Annotated in this window: 12 protein-coding genes and 1 pseudogene; 12 read left to right on the forward strand and 1 reads right to left on the reverse strand. The window is 43.1% G+C overall.

What is annotated here, in order from left to right:
• Positions 1-21: 21 nt before the first annotated feature.
• The gene (locus ACTJIX_RS07235) at positions 22-972 is read right to left on the reverse strand and encodes a DUF4062 domain-containing protein (protein ID WP_005221732.1); all 951 of its coding nucleotides are present in this window, start codon (positions 970-972) and stop codon (positions 22-24) included.
• 92 nt (positions 973-1,064) lie between these two features.
• On the opposite strand from ACTJIX_RS07235, the gene ACTJIX_RS07240 reads away from it, so the two are divergent.
• The 12 genes and pseudogenes from ACTJIX_RS07240 to fdxA all read left to right on the forward strand — a co-directional run bounded on the left by ACTJIX_RS07240 (position 1,065) and on the right by fdxA (position 18,883).
• Positions 1,065-1,619, forward strand: a complete 555-nt coding sequence (locus ACTJIX_RS07240; protein WP_262478622.1) for a GNAT family N-acetyltransferase — start codon at positions 1,065-1,067, stop codon at positions 1,617-1,619.
• A gap of 590 nt (positions 1,620-2,209) precedes the next feature.
• Positions 2,210-3,085 carry a MetQ/NlpA family ABC transporter substrate-binding protein gene (locus ACTJIX_RS07245; RefSeq protein ID WP_005221728.1) on the forward strand — a complete coding sequence of 292 codons (876 nt, stop codon included), beginning with the start codon at positions 2,210-2,212 and terminating at the stop codon, positions 3,083-3,085.
• Between the two features lie 73 nt (positions 3,086-3,158).
• A complete protein-coding gene (locus ACTJIX_RS07250) occupies positions 3,159-4,184 on the forward strand; it encodes a methionine ABC transporter ATP-binding protein (protein ID WP_005221726.1) in 1,026 nt (341 codons plus the stop codon).
• Positions 4,181-4,876, forward strand: a complete 696-nt coding sequence (locus ACTJIX_RS07255; RefSeq protein WP_005221724.1) for a methionine ABC transporter permease — start codon at positions 4,181-4,183, stop codon at positions 4,874-4,876. Before ACTJIX_RS07250 ends, ACTJIX_RS07255 begins: the two co-directional genes overlap by 4 nt.
• Before the next feature lie 659 nt (positions 4,877-5,535).
• Entirely contained in the window at positions 5,536-9,108 is a 3,573-nt protein-coding gene (gene dnaE, locus ACTJIX_RS07260; RefSeq protein WP_004894359.1) for a DNA polymerase III subunit alpha, read from the forward strand.
• Positions 9,109-9,143: 35 nt separating this feature from the next.
• On the forward strand, positions 9,144-9,992 hold the full coding sequence (locus ACTJIX_RS07265) for an RNA methyltransferase (RefSeq protein ID WP_004812609.1): 849 nt from the start codon (positions 9,144-9,146) through the stop codon (positions 9,990-9,992).
• Positions 9,992-10,801, forward strand: coding sequence for a serine O-acetyltransferase (cysE, locus tag ACTJIX_RS07270; RefSeq protein WP_004894357.1), 810 nt, complete (start codon positions 9,992-9,994; stop codon positions 10,799-10,801). Before ACTJIX_RS07265 ends, cysE begins: the two co-directional genes overlap by 1 nt.
• A gap of 105 nt (positions 10,802-10,906) precedes the next feature.
• Positions 10,907-11,815: an ABUW_2363 family tetratricopeptide repeat lipoprotein gene (locus ACTJIX_RS07275; RefSeq protein WP_004812606.1), complete on the forward strand. Its 909-nt coding sequence runs from the start codon at positions 10,907-10,909 to the stop codon at positions 11,813-11,815.
• 118 nt (positions 11,816-11,933) lie between these two features.
• Positions 11,934-13,952: an esterase/lipase family protein gene (locus ACTJIX_RS07280; protein WP_004812604.1), complete on the forward strand. Its 2,019-nt coding sequence runs from the start codon at positions 11,934-11,936 to the stop codon at positions 13,950-13,952.
• A 296-nt stretch (positions 13,953-14,248) separates the two neighbouring features.
• Positions 14,249-15,489 (forward strand): annotated as a pseudogene (locus tag ACTJIX_RS07285) (GGDEF domain-containing protein).
• A gap of 234 nt (positions 15,490-15,723) precedes the next feature.
• Positions 15,724-18,357 (forward strand): DNA mismatch repair protein MutS, encoded by a 2,634-nt coding sequence (gene mutS, locus ACTJIX_RS07290; protein WP_440611318.1) that lies wholly within the window; start codon positions 15,724-15,726, stop codon positions 18,355-18,357.
• 202 nt (positions 18,358-18,559) lie between these two features.
• Positions 18,560-18,883 carry a ferredoxin FdxA gene (gene fdxA, locus ACTJIX_RS07295; RefSeq protein WP_004812595.1) on the forward strand — a complete coding sequence of 108 codons (324 nt, stop codon included), beginning with the start codon at positions 18,560-18,562 and terminating at the stop codon, positions 18,881-18,883.
• Positions 18,884-18,991: the final 108 nt, after the last annotated feature.

Raw genomic sequence — 18,991 nt, forward strand, 5'->3', positions numbered from 1 at the left:
TTCGTTCGGGGTTTTTTATGCTTATAATTTATTTTTCACTATATAAGCTAGAAGCTCTTTGCCTTTATCAGTAACTATCACATTACTCGCCGTGCTCGTATTTGTTAGTTTCTGTTGTTGCATTAAGTTATGGATTATTAATCTTGGCGCTAACTCATAAAAAATAAACATATCCAGTTTTGTTGCATTCATTGAGTTGTTTACACCAACTACTATCTTATCTTGAAAACTCTTTATTGCATGTAACACAGTAATCTCATCAGGGAAACTATCTTCCTCTTTCTTTAAGCTCTTTAAACTAACCTTTTCTTGTGAGAAAAGCTCAATTAATTCTGCTATATCCTCTTCCGAAGTATTGTTGCTCGCTTTTTTGCGTTTTAATAAAACATTTTCTTGTTGCAGCACTCTATTTTCTTGCTGCAATTTTAAGATTTGATCTAAATATTCTTGAGGATTCTGTACAGAATCAGCCCTAATCCAACCAACAACTTGATTTTCTTTTTCTAATTGTCCAATACTTTCGTGTACTGCTAATTTAATATCTTTATAATCTTCAAAGAATGAGCACATATAAGATGTGACATTAGTTTTAAAATTTTCCCATTTAGGTCGGTTCTCAAGCTCTAAAACCTTAGTACCAACTGATTGAACTTTTGCTTGTAGCGCTTCATCTTCCATGACCACAGCAAACAAAGGTTTGTTTTGTTGCAATGCATAATTATATTCTAACTCTGTATAACTCAATCCTGATTCAGGTTCGATAGATCCATAACGACCACCTAATATCAGCATGTAAATATCAGATTCATCAATCCATTTCTTGATAATGTCCCACTGACTCTTATTTGAAGCTGTGAATAGCTCCATACCTGCTGGAATATGGCCTGCTTTTAAAATCGCTTCTACCGCTGCTTGTCTTTCATTGATTAAATCTAAGTATGTAGATGATATGAAAACTTGATATTTTTTCATTAGATTTCGTATAACAAATTAATTTGATAAATATTCTAATAGAATTACATAAGTTTACAAACAATGATCAATAAATCAGATTAACTTTATCTATGACAAACATCCAAACCCCTCGCCTGATTCTGCGCCAATGGCAGGAATCCGACACTGCCCCATTTATCCAAATGTGTGCAGATGACGAGGTCATGCACTACTTCCCTAAAAAACTCGATGCGACTGAGGCAACTGCTTTTCTAGAACGCATCCGCACAGACATCGAAAAACGTGGTTGGGGCTTGTTTGCCGTAGAACTGAGAGCCACAGGCGAATTCATCGGATTTATTGGTCTGAATGTTCATCCACCTGAACTAGAATTTGCCGATGCCCCTGAAATTGGCTGGCGTTTACTGCCACAATATTGGCATCAAGGCTATGCAACTGAAGGTGCAAAAGCTGTACTGAAATATGCCTTTAGAACCCTGCGTCTAGAGAAAGTCATTTCTTTTACTGCTCGCATCAACACACCATCAGAACGTGTCATGCAAAATATTGGCTTAGAAAAAGTAGGAGAATTTGACCATCCGCTTGTATCTTCCGATCATATCTTGTGTAGACACGTACTCTATGAAAAACAGCGTTCGGATTATCTGCATATCCCCTTCTGTTAAAACATGCTTGCAGTATCATGAACTAAAAAAACCAAGATCAGATCCTGCATCGCCTAGTGAGCATGAAGGAAAGATTTATCTCGTTAAGATAGAATTTTCTTAATTTCCCAAGAATCAGATATTTTTCTTATATTTATCTATATGCATTTTTATGCTTAATATCGGCAAAAATATTATAAAGATCATCTTTTCATCAGAATGAGTATTCAATTTATTTAAAGTAAAAATAATATATTGTAATTACTAACATTTTTATGAATTAGCTATTCACTTAATCAGATAAGCAATCATTTTTTTATTCACTATATTGAATAAACAATAATTGGTATGATTGCGCCCATCCAGAGCATCATTTACGACTATATCTTTAAATAATCTCTATTTACTTTCTCCAAATAGAAAAAGTATATAGCATTTGGTGAACTCTAAACCGATCAAACTAACGTGAACTATTGCAGTACATTTGCATTTTCCCTGCCGGAGCCACATGCGACATCGATCTAGAGTCAGATGAAAGTGTAATAAAACTCCACTTTAACATGACCTTAAAATGCATATACTTTAGGCAACACGAGAATTAGGACATCTTTATGAAAAAGCTACTTGGCGTTTTACTCAGTGCATCTGTATTGACTTTAACTGCATGCGGAAAACAAGAAGCCCCTGCAACGGATGCAGCACAAAACAAAGACTCAGGCGAACTGCAAACAGTGACTATGGCTTCTACAGGTTCAGATGCTGATATCTGGCGCTACATTGCCACTTTACCTGAAACCGAGCAAGCTGGCATCAAGCTGGATGTAAAAAACTTCACCGACTATGTGTCGATGAACACTGCTGTTGCCAATAAAGAAATTGATGTTAACGCATTCCAGTCTTATGCCTATATGGTGGCTTATAACGACGCTAATACACAAAAGATTGCTCCACTTTCTACGACTTATCTTGAGCCAATGGGGATTTACTCAAGCAAAGTAAAAAAAGTAGAAGACTTTAAAACTGGCGCTACGATTGCCATTCCAAATGACGGCGCAAATGAATCACGTGCACTGTTATTATTGCAATCTGCGGGTCTGGTAAAACTTAAACCAAACTTTGATCTGGTTAAAGGTACGCCTGCTGACATCACTGAAAATGCGAAACAGATCGTGATCAAGCCGATTCAAATGGCAACAGCGGTACGTGTAAAAGATGAAGTCGATGCGATTGTTTTAGGTAATACCCTGGCAATGGAAGGTGGTCTGAACGTATTGAAAGATGCGATCTACTATGAAGCCATTGATCAAAGCACTAAAATGAACGTGAACGTTTTAGCAGTTGCAGCCGATCGTCAAAATGATCCTGTACTTCAAAAAGTTGGCCAGTTGTATCATACTCCTGCTGTGAAAGCCTATGTTGATGAACACTTTGGCGGTACAAAGGTTGCGGTAAACAAACCGGTAACTTATTTGACCGAAGCAAAGTAATACAATAATCAATACTCAAAACAGGCAAGGATAACTTGCCTGTTTTTTTATTCGTGATGCAGTATTTGACACTATGATTGAATTTAAAGACATCTCCAAACAGTACGAGCTGAAGGGCCAGACCTTGCATGCCCTGAACCGGATCAACTTGCAGATTCCGACTGGCAGTATCTTTGGTATTATTGGCTATAGTGGTGCTGGTAAAAGTACCCTGATTCGCCTGATTAACCTGCTGGAACGACCAACTTCGGGCCGGGTAATAATTAATGGTACAGATTTTACTGCTTTGGATGCCAAATCATTGCGTCAGGAACGTACCCAGATTGGCATGATTTTCCAGCATTTTAATTTGATGCAGACCAAAACTGTGGCTTCCAATATTGAAATGCCAATGAAACTGCTTGGCTGGAGTAAAGCTGAACGGGAAAAGCGTCTTGAAGAATTGCTGGACTTTATTGATTTAAAACATAAACGCAATGCTTTTCCAGATGAACTTTCTGGCGGTCAGAAGCAGCGTGTCGGTATTGCCCGTGCCTTAGCAAATCATCCAAAGATCTTGTTATGTGATGAAGCAACCTCAGCACTCGATCCGCAAACGACTAAATCTGTACTGCAACTGCTGAAACGCATTAATCAGGAACAAGGCATTACGATTGTGATGGTCACCCATGAAATGGATGTGATTGAAACTGTGTGTGATTATGTGGCAGTCATGGAAAAAGGTGATGTGATTGAAACTGGCTCTACCTTACAGATTTTCAGTCAGCCTCAGCATCCGACCACGAAAAACTTTATTCAAACCGTACTACAGCAAAACTTGCCCGTAAATATTCTGACGAATCTGGAAAATCAGAATCACCACAGTATTTATTGTTTAAAGTTCCTGGGTAGCTCAGCGCAGGAAACTGTGATTCAGGGCGTGATTAAACAGTTTGATATCAGTTTGAATATCCTGTTTGCCAATATGACTGAAATTAATGGTTCGGTGATTGGACAGATGTTTATCCAGCTTCTCGGTGATCCTGCACAAATTACAGCTGCAATACAATATCTCAGAGATCACGGCGTACAGGTAGATCAGGCAGGAGTACAGGAATGAGAGACTTATTTGTACAGTGGCTTACTACGATCACTGCGCCTTTCTGGAAAAGCTCGCTGTCGATGGACCAGTTCGTGACCGCACTGCAAGAAACTTTCCATATGGTGTTCTTCGCGATGCTGTTTGGTTGTATCTGGGGTTTTATTCAGGCGATTACTCTATTAGTTACTCGTCCAAATGGAATTTTGCCAAACCGGGTGATTTATCATGGTCTAAATCCGATTGTAAATGCACTGCGTTCCCTGCCATTCATTATCTTGTTGATCGCAGTGATTCCACTGACTAAATTTCTGGTCGGAACATCAATTGGTACTTGGGCAGCAATTGTGCCTTTGACCATTTATGTGGGGCCTTATATCGGCCGCTTGGTAGAAACCTCTCTGCTGGAAGTAAATGAGGGCATTATCGAATCTGCCCAAGCCATGGGTGCAACGCCAATGCAGATTATCTTTAAGTTTATTTTACCTGAAGCACGCAGTTCACTCATTCTAAACTTGACTACTGCTACCATCAGTTTGATTGGAGCAACGGCAATGGCCGGTGCTGTCGGTGCGGGTGGTATTGGTGACTTAGCGATTTCTTATGGTTATCAGCGTTTTGATACCTCTGTAGTCATCATGACGGTGATCGTATTGTTGATTCTGGTGCAGATTGTACAAAGCCTCGGTGACTGGTTATCCCGAATTCGTTAATCTAGTTCTTTAAATAAAGCCCTCTTTTTGAGGGTTTTATTTTCTACCCATAAAATATCTGTATCTTAAACATCGAAGCGAACACATGGATGCTGCCGTTGATCTGTCTTCCGTAAGCTTTACAACTTATTCAAGAGCCAAGAGGCACCATCAGATCTCTCATAAATTCTTAAAAAAGCATTAGCAATTTGAACCCTTATTGATAAAAAGCCCTATTAAAAAATCAAAAAAGTATTTGTTACATGTCACGGCGACAGGAAGTCGCCTGTTGACCTGTCTTCCGCAAGCTTTACAACTTATTCAAGAGCCAATAGGCACTATCATCTCTCTCATAAATTCTTAAAAAAGCATTAGCAATTTGAACCCTTATTGAAAAAAAGCCCTATTAAAAAATCAGAAAAGTATTTGTTACATGTCATGGCGACAGGGATGTCGCCTGTTGATCTGTGGTACAGGGATGTACCATCAGATCAACAAAGGGGTTTTGTTACTTTTGCCCCGTCAAAAGTAAAAGGAAATATCTCCAAACCTCTAGCCCATAATCAGTTTAAAAGAACAAATCCAAACTTGACCTAAAAGTTAGCCATTTCCCCTCAATTTCAAACTGAAACAATAAATCCCGTGCTAAACTATCGAGTGGTTTTTGCAGGGACTCATTTATGCACTTTGTTCATCTTGGTATTCATACAGAATTTTCGATTACTGAATCCATCGTACGGATACCGGACCTGGTCAAAGCTGCCGCAAATGACGAGATGCCAGCACTCGCGCTAACCGATTTATCTAATCTCCATGCTGCGGTCAAATTCTATAAAAAATGCCTAGATAAAGGCATCAAGCCAATTCTCGGTTCTGAAATTCGCCTGAATGATGCCGAACATCGTGTCACCCTGCTGTCCATGACCAATAAAGGCTGGCGTAACCTGACCGAACTGGTTTCTGAAGGGTTTATTAGCGGCCAACAACTAGATATTCCTTGTGTACAAAAAGATTGGATCTTAAAGCAGCACGATGACATGATCGTATTGCTGGGTATGCAATCTGATGTCGGCAAAATGCTGATTACCTCAAATCCCGATAAGGCTGAACCTTTACTACAAGAATGGGTAGAGAAATTTGGTAATCGCGTATATTTAGCGCTTACTCGTACCAGTCGTCCTAATGAAGACCTTTTCATTGAAGAAGCGGTCAAACTCGCCAAAAAATATAATATCGGTGTAGTCGCACATAATGATGTGCATTTTATTGCACGCGAAGATTTTGAAGCGCACGAAGCACGTGTCTGTATCGCCGATGGTTATGTACTTGGTGATAATCGCCGCCCTAAAACCTATAGTCCTGAACAGTATTTTAAAAGTTCAGCAGAAATGTCAGAGCTTTTCTCGGATATTCCAACCGCGATTGAAAATACCTTTCATATCGCAAGACGCTGCAATGTCACCTTGCGTTTAGGCTTTAATGACCTGCCAGACTATCCGATTCCGGAAGGTCATACCATAGGCAGTTATTTTACCCATTTATGTGAAGTCGGTCTGGAAGAACGCCTAGACTTTCTGTATCCCCCTGAACAACGTGGTGAGGACTGGCCGGAAATCCGTCAGCCTTATGATGAACGTCTGGCCTTTGAAATCAAGATTATTCTGGACATGGGCTTCCCGGGTTACTTCCTGATCGTAATGGACTTCATTCAGTGGTCCAAAGGGAATGGTGTACCGGTAGGTCCGGGCCGTGGTTCAGGTGCCGGTTCTCTTGTAGCCTACAGTTTAAAAATTACTGACCTTGATCCACTGCGTTATGACCTGCTATTCGAACGTTTCTTAAACCCGGAACGTGTTTCGATGCCTGACTTTGACGTCGATTTCTGTATCGCTGGTCGTGACCGCGTAATTGATTATGTAGCGCGTACTTATGGCCGAGAAGCAGTTTCCCAGATTGCGACCTTCGGTACCATGGCGGCCAAAGGGGCAATTCGTGACGTGGCACGTGTCCTCGGTAAATCCTATGGTCTGGCTGATCGCATTTCCAAACTGATTCCCACCAAACCTTTGGGTTTAAGCCTGGAAGAGTCTCTGGAAGCCGAGCCACAACTGAAAGACGTCGTTACCAATCCCTCCAATCCGGATTATGACGATGCTTCTGAAATCTGGGAAATGGCGCTCAAGCTTGAAGGTATTACCCGGAATACCGGTAAACATGCCGGTGGTGTAGTAATTGCACCAACCAAGCTGACAGACTACTCAGCTGTGATGTGTGATGCTGATGGTACTGCGCGTGTTGCCCAATTCGATAAGGACGATGTTGAAGCAGCCGGCCTGGTGAAGTTCGACTTCCTGGGTTTGCGTAACCTGACCGTAATTGAAGATGCGGTTAAGAATATCAATAAACGAATTCAGAGCGATAAACCGCTGGATATTGCTTATATCCCGCTAGATGATAAAGATGCTTATCTGGTCTTTGCTGAAGCCAATACTACCGCGGTCTTCCAGTTTGAATCCGTGGGCATGAAAAAGATGCTGAAAGAAGCACGCCCAAGCAAGTTTGAAGAGATTATCGCGTTCGTATCATTGTACCGTCCGGGTCCAATGGACCTGATTCCTGACTTTATCCATCGTATGCACGGCGGTGAGTTTGAATATCTGCATCCCCTGCTTGAAGGCGTATTAGAGCCAACTTACGGGATTATGGTCTATCAGGAACAGGTAATGCAGGCTGCACAGTTCTGTGCCGGCTATACCCTCGGTGGCGCGGACTTGCTGCGTCGTGCCATGGGTAAGAAAAAGCCTGAGGAAATGGTCAAGCAGCGTAAAATCTTCATTGAAGGTGCTGCGAAAAAAGATATTGATGAGGCCACGGCTAACCATATCTTCGACTATATGGAAAAGTTTGCCGGCTATGGTTTTAACAAATCGCATGCGGCAGCTTATGCTCTTGTTGCTTACCAGACGGCGTGGCTGAAAGCCCATTATCCGGCTGAGTTCCTGGCAGCGGTGATGTCTTCGGAAATGCAGAATACAGATAACGTGGTATTCCTGATTGATGACTGCCGCAAGAATAATCTGGAAGTATTACCACCATCCGTCAATATGTCGATCTACCAGTTCCATGCTACTGATGAAAAAACCATTGTCTATGGCCTAGGAGCGATTAAAGGCGTTGGTGAAGCGGCTATGCAGTCGGTGATTGAATCCCGTCAGAAAGAAGGTCCCTATAAAGACCTGTTTGACTTCTGCCATCGTATTGACCTGAAAAAAATCAATAAACGGACTTTGGAAGCCTTGATTCGTGCCGGTGCTTTGGATTGCTTGGGCATCGAGCGTGCTGACCTGATGGCACAACTCCCTGAAGCGGTACAGGCTGCGGATCAGGCTCGCCAAAACCGTGAAACTGGTATTATGGATCTGTTTGGTGAAGTTGAAGAAGTTCAACGCAAACCTTCTAAGCCAGTCAAACCGTGGTCCGATGAAGTCCGCCTTAAAGGCGAAAAAGATACGCTTGGTCTATATCTGACTGGTCACCCGATTGATGTTTACCGTAATGAGCTGAAAGCTTTTGTACCGTGTCAGATCAATGAACTGCCCCCAACCCGCCGTGGTGTGACGACAGTATTTGCAGGTCTGGTAGTGGATGTAGCCAACTTCCCGAACCGGATGATGGTGACGCTGGATGATGGTACGGCACGGATTGAAGTATCCACCAATCATGAACGTTTTAACCGCTTTAAAGACATCGTTCAGGTGGATCAAGTGGTGGTAATTGAAGGCGAAATTTATGAGCGCGAAGGTTTTGACCGTCCAATGGGTCGTCTGACCAAAGCCTTTAGCCTGAACGAAATCCGCCAGAAACGAGCCAATAGCATCAAGATTACCCTGCAAGCGGAACATTACAGTAAAACCCTCAGCCGTGATCTGCAACAGATTTTAATGCCATATACCAATGTGGATATGAGTACGCATATTCCAGTCATTCTTTATCTGGATTATGACTATGCAACGACTGAGCTGCATCTGGGCCTGAACTGGAAAGTCGCTCCGCTGGATGAGCTGCTGGTCAAATTACGGGACTACTTTGGTAAGGCTGCCTTGCATATTGAATATCAGGTTAAATCTAAAGCTGCCCGCGCGGTATCTTATGAAGAGGCCAAGCCGGTTGAAGTGCCGCCTCCCCCTGCAGATATGAGTATGGATGATGCCCTGGCGCAATATGAAGCCGAGTCTCAGCCGCAATATTCATAAATTCTGACCTTTAAAATATTTATATTGGAATCATCATGAGTCAAATTGACAATGCTGCTGTTTCAGCACATCTCTCCCATGTGCGTATTGTCATGGTCAATACCACTTTACCTGCCAATATCGGCAGTGCCTTACGTGCCATGAAAACCATGGGCTTGTCCAAGCTGGTTCTGGTGGCACCAAAAACCTACCCACATCCGGACATTGATGCCCTGGCTGCAGGTGCAACTGATCTGATCGAGCAGATCGAGATTGTCGAAACCCTTGAAGATGCCATTAAAGACTGCCAGATTGTATTCGGTACCAGCGCACGCAGCCGTACCATTCCCTGGCCTCTTCTGGATGTGCGTCCTGCGGCTGAAAAAGCGCTGTCTGCGGTCGTGCAAGAGCAACAGGAAATTGCGATTCTGTTTGGTCGTGAAGACCGTGGCCTGACCAATGAAGAACTGGCAATGGCAAATTATCACCTCACTATTCCAGTGAATACCGACTACGGTGTACTCAATGTCGCACAAGCAATTCAGGTCATCTGCTATGAACTGCGTATGGCTGCATTGGATCAGGTAGAACATCCACGTGATGCTAAAGCCACCATGCAGGTCATTGATGGCATTGAAATGGAATGGGATGAACCGCTGGTGAATCATGAACAGATGGAACAGTTCTATCCACATTTAGAAAAAATGCTGGCAGAAATTGAGTTTATGGATCCTAAAAATCCACGATTGCTACCTTTACGCTTGCGTCGCCTATTTGGACGTATACAATTAGATCGTATGGAATATCATTTACTCCGTGGTATTTTCAGCCGGGTTCAGGCCTTGAATAATGGCACCTGGAAGAAATCTTCACACACTACCCAACAGGACAAGGATCAAATCTAATGTTTAAACAGCTCAAAGAGGATATACAGGCTGTCTTCGCGCGCGATCCTGCTGCACGCAACACCCTGGAAGTCTTGACCACATATCCTGGTATTCATGCGCTGATGATGCATCGTGTGGCACATGAACTGTGGAACAAAGACTGTAAAGGCACAGCACGTGCTTTATCCTCATTCAGCCGTTTTGCTACAGGAATTGAAATCCATCCGGGTGCCAAGATTGGCCGCCGTTTCTTTATTGACCATGGTATGGGTGTGGTGATTGGTGAGACAGCTGAAATTGGTGATGATGTTACTCTTTATCACGGTGTGACCTTGGGTGGTACGACCTGGAATAAAGGCAAACGTCATCCAACCCTGGAAGATGGTGTGGTTGTGGGTGCCGGCGCAAAAATTCTCGGTCCGTTTACAGTTGGTAAAAATGCCAAGGTCGGTTCCAATGCTGTTGTAACCAAAGCCGTACCGGCCAATACCACAGCGGTCGGTAACCCTGCGCGGTTTATTACCAAAGATCAGCCGAAAGATGAAGCTGAAGCACGTCGTCGCGATTATGCAGAAAGTATTGGTTTCCAGCCATATGCAACGACACAAGATCAGTCTGATCCGATTATTGAAGGTATGCGGGTTCTACTTGACCGTATTCAGCAAAATGAAAAACGCATGAATATGCTTTGTAACCGTTTATCTATGCTTGACCCTACTTTCAAGAAAAACCAGCTGAATGAACATCCGCTCAGCAAGGAAGATCTAAAGATTCTGGAAGAAGCTCGCCGTGAGTGCGAAGCACAGACTTCTCAGTCTAAGGCCTGATCAAAAACGGTAACACGCCGTAACTTGCATGTTCGTTACAGTTTTCTTAGACTGACGAACATGCAATCTCACAATTTTTCAAAATAACATAAATGGATGTATACCATGACATTTAAGCCTTTGGCACTTGCCTGCTTCGCAGCGCTGGCATTGACCGCATGTTCAACTCCATCTTCAAAGCAAGACACACCTAAAAATGCAATGGTGTTCGCTGAGCCGGAACTGACCCCACCCTTTTATGCATTAAATCCATTCAATTATAACGAACCACCTCCATTTGAAGTGCACTTACAGAAAGCTGCTGCTGCGCCTGTCACCAAAATGGTGGTGAACCGTGCTGATAACCCATCAGAAAAAATTACCCTTGATGTGAATCGTCTGATCATTCCAACAGTAAACAGCAATACGCGTTCTATGCGTTATGCGACTTTAGCTGGGCCGAATGAAATTGATATCACTGAGATTGATGATTTCTTGCAATTAGTTGAAGGTAAGGCACGACACTATCCACCACGTTTCAGCGACCGTCAGGAACGTAGAGGCTTTGAACTGAAACTGAAACGTGTCACTCAGGAACTCGATACTTTAGCTGCCAACAATAATGCCTCTTTCGATATTTTAATGCGTGCATTTAAAGCCAGCGTTATGGCGCGTAACCTGGACCTAGGTTCAGTCTATACTACTAAATCATTGGCTTATGCACAGCGTATTCTGAAATTGAACCAGGATGATGCTGAAGCCAACTTCTGGTTCGGTTTTGGTCTGTCTGAGGGTGGCGGTCAGCGTGAAGCAATTCCATATCTGGAAAAAGCTATGAAAGCTGGTGTTCAGGAAGCCTACTTATCTGCGGCAAACAACTACATTGCCATGGAAAATAAAAAGAATGCAGTTCAGGTGCTGAAAAATTACAAGGTGAAATACCCACAAGAAGCACAAGTAGCAGACCAGCTGATTCAGGAAATTGAAAAGCAAGGTCGCTGGAATGTATGGCAAGTGCTGACACCCAAAAATTAAAGTGAAAATGGTCGTGATCTGAGTTACAAAATAGACTGCTTCGGCAGTCTTTTTTCTGATAAAAATAAGTAAAATACAAAACATTATTTCAATATTTAACTGAGCATTCAGATTTCATATGCACTATAAAATGAATAAAGCATTCGTCCTCTGTTCACTCTTATTCACCACAGTTCTGACCGGCTGTCAGGTGGTCAGTGTGAAAGAACAAGCCTTCAATGTCACCATCAGTAATGAACGTGACAGCATTTTAACCAGAGATAAACTGAGTGAAGCCAGCCTGAATGTTCTGTCCATGACTGGGCGTGAAGCACGCATCTGTACTGAACAACCCCAGGAATGCGTAGAGGCGCTCAAGGAGATCCCGCAGATTCTGGACGAACAGCTTCTGTCTACTGCCAGTGAGTTATATCTGGCCAAATCGCTGCAATTGGGTAAAGGTTCAGAATGCAAAAGCAGCGTTCTGACCAAGACCCAATCTGAAGAAAAAAAGCAGCTACAAAAACAGAATATCCAGAAATGCCAAGATCAGCAGCTGGCGATGCTGGACCAAAGTATTCGTTATAGCTATGCCTATCTGTTCAAAACCCAGCGTGCTCCACAAGATCGTATCTTTGACAACCGTCAGGTACAGATTCGTGACTTTTATAACCTGGCGATCTCGCATTTGATCCATGTTTATTCCGAGCGTCATCAGGCCAAAGAAGGCAGCCGCAAGATTCAGGTCGGCAACAGCATTTACACAGTAGATTTTGAAAACTATCCTGAAATCAAAGACCAGCCTTTTGAGAAGCTCATGTCGACCTATAACATGAATTTCTCTGGTCTACGTTCAATTACCCGTCGAGACGGTTTTGGTTCGGAATTTGTAGTGGTCCTTCCCGAAGAAAAACGTATCACACCAAATAAAAAATATATTGTCGATCCACTGAATTTCAAATATGCAGAAGGCAGCAATCCGAATATTCATTCGGCGCGTTATCTGGCCACTACTATTACCGCAGTTCCTAAATCTGCGACCAGTATTGATCAGATTATTAACGGTCCGGAATTCCAGCTCAAACTGCATGATCCTTACAAACATGAAAAAGTAACTGTTGCAGGTAAACAATATGCGCTGGCTGCAAATTTCTCGGCACCCTATGGCCTATGGCTGGCTGAAAATAACTTAGGACGTGCTGCCTATCTGGTGCTGATTGACCGGGATGACAACCTGATCATGCCGCATCTTTATATGCTTGAACCCTACAATCCGAAGAAAAAAGTGATTGTCCTGATCCATGGCTTGGCCAGCAGTCCTGAAGCTTGGATCCGTCTCACCAATGACATCATGGGTGATCCGGTACTGCGGGAAAATTTCCAGGTCTGGCAGGTATTTTATTCTACCAATATGCCGATTCTGGAAAGCCGTTTTCAAATTAATGCCCTGGTTCAGCAAGGCTTTGCCCGGGTTGCGAACAATGCACCAGCCAAAAAAGATGCGGTACTGGTCGGACATAGTATGGGAGGCGTGATTGCCCGTTTAATGGTCAGTCAGGCTGATATTACTCAAGATGCATTCAAGCTGGTACAAAATACCCGCATTGCACAATTTAAGGATAACCCGCTCTTTAAAGCACGCCTGCAAATGCAACCTATTCCGAATTTCACCCGGGCCATTTTCTTAGCGACACCGCATCGTGGGACGGAATATGCCGATCGCTGGCATACTAAACTGGCCCGTAAAATTATCCGCATACCAGGCGCATTTTTGGGTGCCTTTGCCGATACCTTACAAGGCGAAATCGGATTAAAGGACTTTGTCAAAGAACTGGGACATGACCTGATTCAGAATGGTCCAAGCGATCTGAGTGAAAATTCGAAATTTACTGCATTAACTAAGGATATTCAGCCTTCTAAAAATATCAAATTTCATTCTATTATCGGCAATACCGTAGATACGCAAGATACCAAGCTCATGAGCGATGATATCGTTTCATACGAAAGTGCTTACTTGGAAGGTGCTGTATCTAGCAAAGTCATTAAGGGTGGCCACTCGATTCAGGAAACGCCTGAAGCTGTACTCGAGTTACGTCGTATCTTGAGGTTGCACCTGACTGAACTCGGTTTATATCAGCCGCAAAAAGTACTGAAATAAGTATAAAAAACCGAAGTTAAAACTTCGGTTTTTTATTTTCTCTCTTGCGAAATAGCTATAAATCTAAAGTTACTTAATTTAAGAGCATGTAAATTGATAAGCACTTCTAAGAGATGATAAAGATAGTTAGGCAATCAAATTACTTTTTTATGATATATATGAAATATAATTTTTTTATATATAAAAGGATATTTCTTGAGCAGGATACTTTATCTGTGCTATCAATAGTTTAACCATTCGATACAATCTACAGTATCAGTAGTTAAACGACTTTATTTGCTTAGTAATGGTATTTTATGAAATTAGCTGGCTCTAAACAGATTAGCCATGAAAAAGTAAATGAGCTGATTGCACATGGACTGAACTATGTGTATTTCAGAAAAGAACTCGAGCCAATCTATCGCCAGCAATACCGTGACGAAGCTGCTTATGAATTTCGTTTTCGGGGCAGCATTATTCTGGTTCTGTATTTTGTGCTCAGTTACGGGATTTTTCAGACCATTTCAATCGATGAAAAACTGATTCATTGGCTTTCTCTGTATGCCTGGGTTGGGGTAATTACCATCGCAGTTTGGTTAATGTCGTTTAGCAAGCCGTTTAATCGTTTCTTTGACCTGTATACCACGTTAGGTGCGACCAGTGCGGTCGCGATTTCTTTTGTGATTATTCCCGTGATTGGCCAGGATATTGATAATGTGACGCCCTGCTGCACGTGGCCATGATGTATGCAGTCGTCATTAACTATAGCTTTGTCGGTATGCGCTTTTATTCAGCACTCATTGCGGGTTGGGGCGGTGGACTGATTGGTTATCTGGTCACGGTTTCTCTCAACTACGATATTGACTGGACCTTCTTACATCGTACCTATACGTTTAGCAGCCTCCTTGGAATGATTATTGCCTATGCGATTGACCGCCAGCATCATGAGAACTATTTGCAAAATTGTATTATCGAACTGCATAAAGAGGAACTGACCCAACAGGCACAAGAACTGGAACGGCTGACCCAACTTGATGCGCTCACTGGCCTGGCCAATCGACGTTATCTGACAAAATATCTGGACACACAATGGCGCCACGCACTACGACATCAAGCGCCTTTGAGTATCATGATGGTGGATATCGATTACTTTAAAAACTATAACGACCATTTTGGACATATTGCCGGTGATGCATGTCTACAATTGGTAGCCCAACAGTTACAAGGCATTTCTTCCCGCAGTATGGAGCTGGCGGCACGTTATGGTGGAGAAGAATTTTTACTGGTCTATCCTTATATCGATGAAGTAGAAATACAGAAAATTGCCCAGGAGCTGATCCAACGCATCAATGCTTTGCAGCTGTTTCATCCTGCCAGTCAGGTATCGGGTCATGTCACAGTGAGTATTGGCTGTGCCAGTATCAAGCCTCAAGAAAATGATCGCCTTGCTGATTTTGTTGCTCAAGCTGATGAGGCGCTATATGCTGCAAAAGCAGAGGGTCGTAATCGGTTTAAGATCGCTCCTCGTCAGTCTAAAAACAATGTATATATGATTTAAACCTGACTCCGAGCCATATTTTTCGTGTTTAAAACCGGCAATCTTTCATTAGACTCGATAGAAGTCATCGAATCCATTTCTTTCTAAAAATTAATTTTGCTAGACTTAGCTCAATACACATTTTGCATGGCTGTTTTGATGGTTTCTGCTTTGGTAAATGAATAGCGACTATATTGCCTTCAGCTCATCAGCCTTAACCAGTCTGCCCATTATTTTTTAAAGGATTTCTTCTTAATGACCAGTTCAGAACTCATGGCTGATCTTTCTACCCTAACACCTATGATGCAGCAATATATGTCTGTGAAGATGCAGCATCCGCATTCATTGATGTTCTATCGTATGGGTGATTTTTACGAACTGTTCTTTGAAGATGCCCATAAAGCAGCCAAAATTCTTGGCATTACCCTGACCCATCGCGGCAAGGCCAATGGTCAGCCGATTCCAATGGCAGGTGTGCCTTTCCATGCGGCAGAAGGATATTTGGCCCGTCTGGTAAAAAAAGGCGAAACGGTAGTAATCTGCGAGCAGATCGGTGAAGTTACAGGTAAAGGTCCGGTTGAACGTGGTGTGGTTCGGATTATTACTCCAGGAACATTAACCGATGATGCCCTGCTGGGTGCACATCAAACTTCTAATCTGGTTGCGCTATGCATTCAGCAAAATAAAATTGGTATCGCTCTACTGGATTTAAGTGCCGGTATTTTCAAAGTTCAACAAATTGATTATGACCTGAACCAACTGGCAATTGAGCTGGCACGTCTGATGCCAAGCGAAATTGTCGTGGACGAAAATCTGCAAGAGCAGGATCTGGTTGAACATTTGAAACGCCAACTGGATGTGCCGGTCAGCAAACGCCCAAATGTCGACTTTAACCTGAACAATGCCCAAAAGACTTTATGTGACCAGTTTGCTGTGAGTACACTGGCAGGTTTTGGGATTGATCATCTGCCACTCGCCAAAGCCGCAGCGGCTGCATTGATTCACTATGCCAAAGAAACCCAGAAAACTGCACTGCCGCATATTCGTAGCATTCAGCTAGAACAAAGTTCAGACTTTATTGCGCTAGATCCGGTTACTCGTCGCAATTTAGAGCTGATTGAACCCTTATTTGAACATGGTACTTCGCTATTCCAGTTAATCAATGATTGTCAGACAGCAATGGGTGGCCGCCTGCTGAGTCGCACCCTGATGCAGCCTTTACGCGATACTGCCATTCTGGATGAACGTCTGGATGCTACTCAGGTATTATTAGACGGCTTTCATGAATCGCCAGTACGTCTGGTCTTAAAAGAAATCAGTGATATTGAACGTGTATTAAGCCGTATTGCATTGGGCAGTGCACGTCCACGGGATCTGGTTCAGCTGCGTCAGGCCTGTGCTCAGATCCCGTTCCTGCGTCATGCACTACAACCGATGGTCAGCCAGCAGCAGTCCAAATTACTCATTCGACTGAATGAAGAACTTGGTGATTTCCATGGTCTGCATGAACGTTTGATGTCAGCCATTGTGGAAAATCCACCAGTTCTGTTACGTGATGGGAATGTTATTGCCGAAGGTTTCGATGCAGAACTGGATGAGTTACGCAAAATTCGCGATCATGCCGGGCAATTCCTGATTGATCTGGAAATCAAGGAACGTGAGCAGAGCGGCATTCCAACCCTGAAAATCGGCTATAACCGTGTTAGTGGCTACTATATTGAATTGACCCGTGCACAGGCTGAACAGGCACCGGAACATTATATTCGTCGCCAGACTTTAAAGAATGCCGAACGTTACATCACGCCAGAGCTGAAAGCCTTTGAAGATAAAGTCCTTTCCAGCGAATCACGTGCATTGGCGCGTGAAAAATTGCTCTTTGAAATGCTGCTGGATGAATTACGCGAGGATATTGGCAACCTGCAAATGATGAGCAGTGCCATCGCACAGATCGACCTGCTGTGTAACTTTGCGCATCAGGCACGCCTACGCAACTGGTCACGCCCGAAATATAGTCCGGAAATTGGCTTGAAAATCCAGGCAGGTCGTCATCCTATTGTGGAAGCTTTAAGCAAAACTGCCTTCACTCCGAATGATACGCAACTCGATTATCAGCACCGGATGGCCATTATCACTGGTCCAAACATGGGCGGTAAATCTACCTTTATGCGTCAGACTGCACTGATTGCCCTGCTGGCCTATTGCGGTAGCTATGTTCCGGCACAGGCGGTAACCTTGGGGCCAATTGACCGCATCTTTACCCGGATCGGTTCGGCAGATGACTTGTCTACAGGTAAATCCACCTTCATGGTAGAAATGACCGAAACTTCGCAGATTCTGCATCATGCGACTAGTCAATCACTCGTGCTGATGGATGAAGTGGGTCGTGGTACCAGCACTTATGATGGTCTGTCTCTAGCTTGGGCATGCGTACTGGATCTCACCCGACGTATTCAATGTTTATGTCTGTTTGCTACGCATTATTTTGAGTTAACTGAACTGGCCAGCGAATCAGGTATTGATAACTATCATGTGACTGCCCGTGAAGTGAATGGTAACCTGATTTTGCTGCATAAAGTGCAACAAGGTCCAGCCAGCCAGAGTCATGGCCTACAGGTCGCCAAACTTGCCGGTATTCCAGCAAGCGTAATCCGGGAAGCACAAAACCGACTGCGTATTCTGGAAAAGCAGCACCATACCAAGCCTCAAAGTCCACAACCTGATCTGTTTGCGATTGAACAGGTCGAAACAGTCGTTGAGCGGATTATTGAGGTGGAAAAACCATCGGCTGCACTTGAACTGCTGGAAGACATTGATGTCGACAGCCTCAGTCCGCGTGAAGCCTTACAGCAGCTTTATGCACTGAAAGATCTACTGAAACTACCAGGCTAAAATCCTCAACCGCCTCATCCAGTATGAGGCGGTTTTGTTTAAGGGAGCTATAATCTCTGAATTTGATATCTGCATCGGTTTTTTTGCAAAAATAACAGCCCTATATATAACAAATATCAATAAAAGGAATTGTTAGTTGCTGCAGTTTTTGCCTAAAATACACATTAGTTATTAGAACCATATTTTTTAGGTAGCTGTCGCCATGACCTTCGTTGTCACTGAAAATTGTATTAAATGTAAATATCAAGACTGTGTTGAAGTTTGCCCTGTAGATTGTTTCTATGAAGGTCCGAACTTCCTTGTAATTAACCCGGACGAATGTATCGACTGCGCGTTATGTGAACCAGAATGTCCTGCAAATGCAATTTTCTCTGAAGATGAGTTACCTGAGGGTCAGGAAGTATTCATCGAATTGAATGCTGAGCTGTCTCAAAAATGGCCGAATATCACCCAAATTGGTGATCAGCCAGCTGACCGTGAAGAATGGAACGGTAAAGCAGACAAACTGCAATATCTTGAAAAGTAATTTTCAAATCCCCAAAAAAGATCAGCATAGTCTGATCTTTTTTTGTACCTGATGCACACATTTCATTGCAATTTATCCTGAATTTCTTCGCAAAAGTGGACTAAAATA

Source organism: Acinetobacter sp. 22323, from assembly GCF_052044895.1.
In the GTDB taxonomy this organism is placed as follows: Bacteria; Pseudomonadota; Gammaproteobacteria; order Pseudomonadales; family Moraxellaceae; genus Acinetobacter; species Acinetobacter schindleri.

Bases quoted from the DNA above. Each gene is read 5' to 3' on its own strand.
- ACTJIX_RS07235 (WP_005221732.1), bottom strand. From the start codon at position 972: ATGAAAAAATATCAAGTTTTCATATCATCTACATACTTAGATTTAATC.
- ACTJIX_RS07240 (WP_262478622.1), top strand. From the start codon at position 1,065: ATGACAAACATCCAAACCCCTCGCCTGATTCTGCGCCAATGGCAGGAA.
- ACTJIX_RS07245 (WP_005221728.1), top strand. From the start codon at position 2,210: ATGAAAAAGCTACTTGGCGTTTTACTCAGTGCATCTGTATTGACTTTA.
- ACTJIX_RS07250 (WP_005221726.1), top strand. From the start codon at position 3,159: ATGATTGAATTTAAAGACATCTCCAAACAGTACGAGCTGAAGGGCCAG.
- ACTJIX_RS07255 (WP_005221724.1), top strand. From the start codon at position 4,181: ATGAGAGACTTATTTGTACAGTGGCTTACTACGATCACTGCGCCTTTC.
- dnaE (WP_004894359.1), top strand. From the start codon at position 5,536: ATGCACTTTGTTCATCTTGGTATTCATACAGAATTTTCGATTACTGAA.
- ACTJIX_RS07265 (WP_004812609.1), top strand. From the start codon at position 9,144: ATGAGTCAAATTGACAATGCTGCTGTTTCAGCACATCTCTCCCATGTG.
- cysE (WP_004894357.1), top strand. From the start codon at position 9,992: ATGTTTAAACAGCTCAAAGAGGATATACAGGCTGTCTTCGCGCGCGAT.
- ACTJIX_RS07275 (WP_004812606.1), top strand. From the start codon at position 10,907: ATGACATTTAAGCCTTTGGCACTTGCCTGCTTCGCAGCGCTGGCATTG.
- ACTJIX_RS07280 (WP_004812604.1), top strand. From the start codon at position 11,934: ATGCACTATAAAATGAATAAAGCATTCGTCCTCTGTTCACTCTTATTC.
- mutS (WP_440611318.1), top strand. From the start codon at position 15,724: ATGACCAGTTCAGAACTCATGGCTGATCTTTCTACCCTAACACCTATG.
- fdxA (WP_004812595.1), top strand. From the start codon at position 18,560: ATGACCTTCGTTGTCACTGAAAATTGTATTAAATGTAAATATCAAGAC.